Annotated in this window: 3 protein-coding genes; 2 read left to right on the top strand and 1 reads right to left on the bottom strand. The window is 70.8% G+C overall.

Features of this window, described 5'->3' with window-relative positions:
- Together G3I65_RS01060 and G3I65_RS01055 are read left to right on the top strand one after the other, a co-directional pair.
- Positions 1-419 (top strand): CdaR family transcriptional regulator (locus G3I65_RS01060; protein ID WP_160693882.1); only part of this gene is annotated, 419 nt, incomplete at its 5' end.
- Positions 420-1,038: 619 nt separating this feature from the next.
- Positions 1,039-2,478 (top strand): M4 family metallopeptidase, encoded by a 1,440-nt coding sequence (locus G3I65_RS01055; RefSeq protein WP_160693880.1) that lies wholly within the window; start codon positions 1,039-1,041, stop codon positions 2,476-2,478.
- A gap of 3 nt (positions 2,479-2,481) precedes the next feature.
- Here the strand turns inward: G3I65_RS01055 and G3I65_RS01050 are convergent.
- Positions 2,482-3,569 (bottom strand): cysteine desulfurase-like protein (locus G3I65_RS01050; protein WP_160693878.1); only part of this gene is annotated, 1,088 nt, incomplete at its 5' end.

Genomic DNA, 3,569 nt, shown 5'->3' with positions numbered 1-3,569 from the left:
CGCGGAGTGCGGCGGAGCTGCCGGAAGCCCGCGCGAGCGCGGATCGCGCGTTGCGGGTGCTGCGTTCGGGGAGCGGCGCGGGCCGCCGGGTGGCGGCGCTGGCCGATGTCCACGTTGAGGCGCTGCTGCTGGAGTTGCAGGACTTGGTGGCGGTGCGCGGGGATCGCCCGACCGGGCCGGTCGCGCGGCTGATCGAGTACGACGAGCAGCACCACGCGCACCTGGTCGAGACCTTGCGAGCCTGGCTCGACGCGTTCGGCGACGTGATCGCGGCGTCGGCTGCTGTTCACGTGCACCCCAACACGTTCCGGTACCGCTTGCGGCGGCTCGCGGAGGTGGGCGGGTTCGACATGACGGACCCGGAGGCGCGGTTCGCGGCGATGCTGCAGCTGAGGGTGGTGGCCCCGCCCGCTCCCTGATCGTCGCAGCGCGCGCAGCTGGGCAGCGTGAGCTGCCTGGTGTCTTGAATGAGTCATTCAGGTCGTCGGAGGTCAGGGCTTCGGCAAAGTCAGGCCGGCGGCAGCCCGCGGATGCGGGACAATTCGACTAGGCCGAGCCCCCTGACCCGCGACGTAGTGAGTGACTCATTCATGGCGTCCGGCGACATGAATGAGTCACTCACTACGTCCGCGCCCAGGGGTCCCGGCAAAGTCGCGTCGGCGAGCGCGTGACCGGCGGCAGAGTCGCCTGGCCGTGTGGTCTGCCCGGCGTCGCGGGGATGTCGTGAAAGGGTCATTCATGTCGTCTGGCGAGGTGAATGACTCTTTCATGACATCGCGGATCGGCCCTGCTGGCCGACTTTGCTGGAACCCTGTCGTCGGAGGTCTTGAATGACTCATTCAAGACCATGCGGCACCCGTCCGAGCCGGTGGTGGCCCCGCCCGCTCCCTGATCGTCCGAATTGTCGGTGATTAACCACCGGAAACTCGTCTGGACTTGGTGAGTTACCTACTTTCGACCGGTGTGCGACCCCTTCGGGGCATGTGAACCTGCTCGGACTTCACGTCAGGTGATCAAGCTTCCACGGAGGTGTACCGGGTGTCACGCAAACGGGTCATCGCAGGGACGGCGGCGGTGAGCGCGGCTGTCGTCGCGGTGTCGCTGCTCTCGACGGGTTCGCCCGCCTACGCGACCATCGCCCAGCCGTCCATGCACGCGCTGAACCCCCTCGCGATGCCGTTCGGCAGCGTGGTGCGGTCGCAGCAGGAAATCGGGGGCGTGCCGGTGTTCGGCGGGCAGCTGATCCAGGTCCGCGACAAGGCGGGCGCGGTGCTCGCCACGCACGGCCGCACCGCGAAGAAGACCGCGGGTGCCTTCCCGGCGAGTGACGCGGGTGCCGCCGACGCCGCCATCGCGGACGTCGCCAAGCGCACCGGCCTCGCCGCGGACACGCTGAAGGCCGACGCGCCGCGCGCCTACTGGTACGACGCCACGCTCGGCGGGGCGAAGGGCGACGGCATCGCGGTGCCGACCTACCAGGTCACCGTGCACGGCAAGAAGCTCAACGACAAGTGGACCGAGGTCGTCAAGGCCGGCACCCAGGACGTCGTCACGTCGTGGTCGGAGGTCCGCGAGGCCAACCGCGACGTCTGCGACGCGAACCACAAGGTGGTCAGCGGCAGCTCCGCGTCGGTCCGCTGCGGGACCGCCTTCGACGTCACCCGCAAGGAGGGCGGCGCCGAGTCGAGCGTCGCCGACGTCAACAACGTCTACACGTTCTTCGGGCAGGCGTCGGACTTCTACCAGAAGTACGTCAACGTCGACCTGACGAGCCTGATCGGCGCGGACTACTCCGACGGCACCGGCAAGGCGCTGCGCGGCACCGTCCGGATCTGCGTCGACGGCGAATGCCCGTTCGCCAACGCCTTCTGGGACGGCGAGCAGATGGCCTTCGGCGAGGGCGTCACCACCGACGACATCACCGGCCACGAGCTGACGCACGGCGTCACGCAGCACACGTCCGGGCTGAGCGGAGGCCAGGCCGACTCGATCAACGAAGGCCTGTCGGACGTCTTCGGCAAGTTCATCGGCATCACCTCGAACGACCCCAACGACACCGGCGACAACCGCTGGCTGCTCGGCGCGGGCTCGTCGCTCGGCGCGATCCGGAACATGAAGGACCCGCGCTCGTCGCTCACGCCGCAGCCGGACATGGTCAACGGCCCGGGCTGGGACACGAACAACCCGGACGAGCACATCAACGACGGCGTCGTGAACAAGGCCGACTACCTGATCACCGACGGCGACACCTTCAACGGCCAGACCGTGCGCGGCCTCGGCCTCGACAAGTCGGTCCAGATCTGGTGGGGCGTCGAGAACACGCTCACCCAGAGCGCGACCTTCAAGGACGTCGGCGACGCGCTGAACTCCTCGTGCGCGGCGCTGGCGAAGGCGGGCACGGCCGGCATCACCACCGACGACTGCGCCCAGGTCGGCAACGCGGTGAAGGCGACCCAGCTGGACCAGGACCCGAAGTAGCCCTCAGCGGGGGAGCGACGCCAGCCCGGCGAGCAGCCGGTCGACGTCGCCCTCCGTGGTGTAGGGCGCGATGCCGGCGCGGACGGCGCCGGTGTCGCCGAGCCCGAGGTGCCGCGAGCACTCGATCGCGTAGAAGCTGCTGGCCGGGGCGTTGACCCCCTGCGCGCCGAGGTGTTCGTACACCGCTTGAGACCGCACCCCGTCGACCGAGAACAGGGTCGTCGGGGTGCGGTGGCGTCCGGGTGCGCCGTACCGGGTCACGCCGGAGACCGCCGAGAGGCCCGCGTCGAGACGGGCGAGCAGCGCGGTTTCGTGCTCCTCCAACGCCTGCAGGGACGCGAGCAGCCGCGAACGCCGTGAGCCCGTCCCCGGCACCAGCCCGGCCAGGAAGTCGATGGCCGCCGTCGTGCCCGCGAGGAGTTCGTACGGGAGCGTCCCCAGCTCGAAGCGTTCCGGGACGGCGTCGGTCGAGGGCAGCAGCTTGTCCGGGCGCAGCGTCTCGAGCAGCGCCGGCGCCGCCGCGACCAGGCCCAGGTGCGGCCCGAGGAACTTGTACGGCGAGCAGGCGTAGAAGTCGGCGCCGAGCGCGGTGACGTCGACCGGCGCGTGCGGGGTCAGGTGGACGCCGTCGACGTAGAGCAGCGCGCCGGCGTCGTGCACGGCGGCCGCGATCGCCGGGACGTCCGGGCGGGTGCCGAGCAGGTTCGACGCCGCGGTGACCGCGACCAGCCGGGTCCGCTCCGACAGCAGGGACGTGATCGCGGCCGGGTCGAGCACGCCGGTGGCGGGGTCGAAGTCCGCCCAGCGAACGATCGCGCCGGCGGCCTCGGCGGCCTGGACCCACGGCCGGATGTTCGCGTCGTGGTCGAGGCGGGTGACGACGACTTCGTCGCCGGCGCGCCAGTCCTTGGCCAGCGCGCGGGAGAAGTCGTAGGTCAGCTGGGTCATGCTGCGCCCGAAGACGACGCCGCCCGGATCGGCGGCGAGCAGGTCGGCCACGGCCTGCCGGGCGTCGGCGACGACGGTGCTCGCGCGGCGCTCGGCGGCGGTGACGACGCCGCGGTTGGCGATCGCGGCGCACAGCGTCCCGG

The sequence above is a fragment of the Amycolatopsis sp. SID8362 genome, from assembly GCF_010550475.1.
GTDB classification, from domain to species: domain Bacteria; phylum Actinomycetota; class Actinomycetes; order Mycobacteriales; family Pseudonocardiaceae; genus Amycolatopsis; species Amycolatopsis eburnea.
Note: the sequence above shows the minus strand (reverse complement) of the source record. Positions and strands in the feature narration are given on the sequence as shown.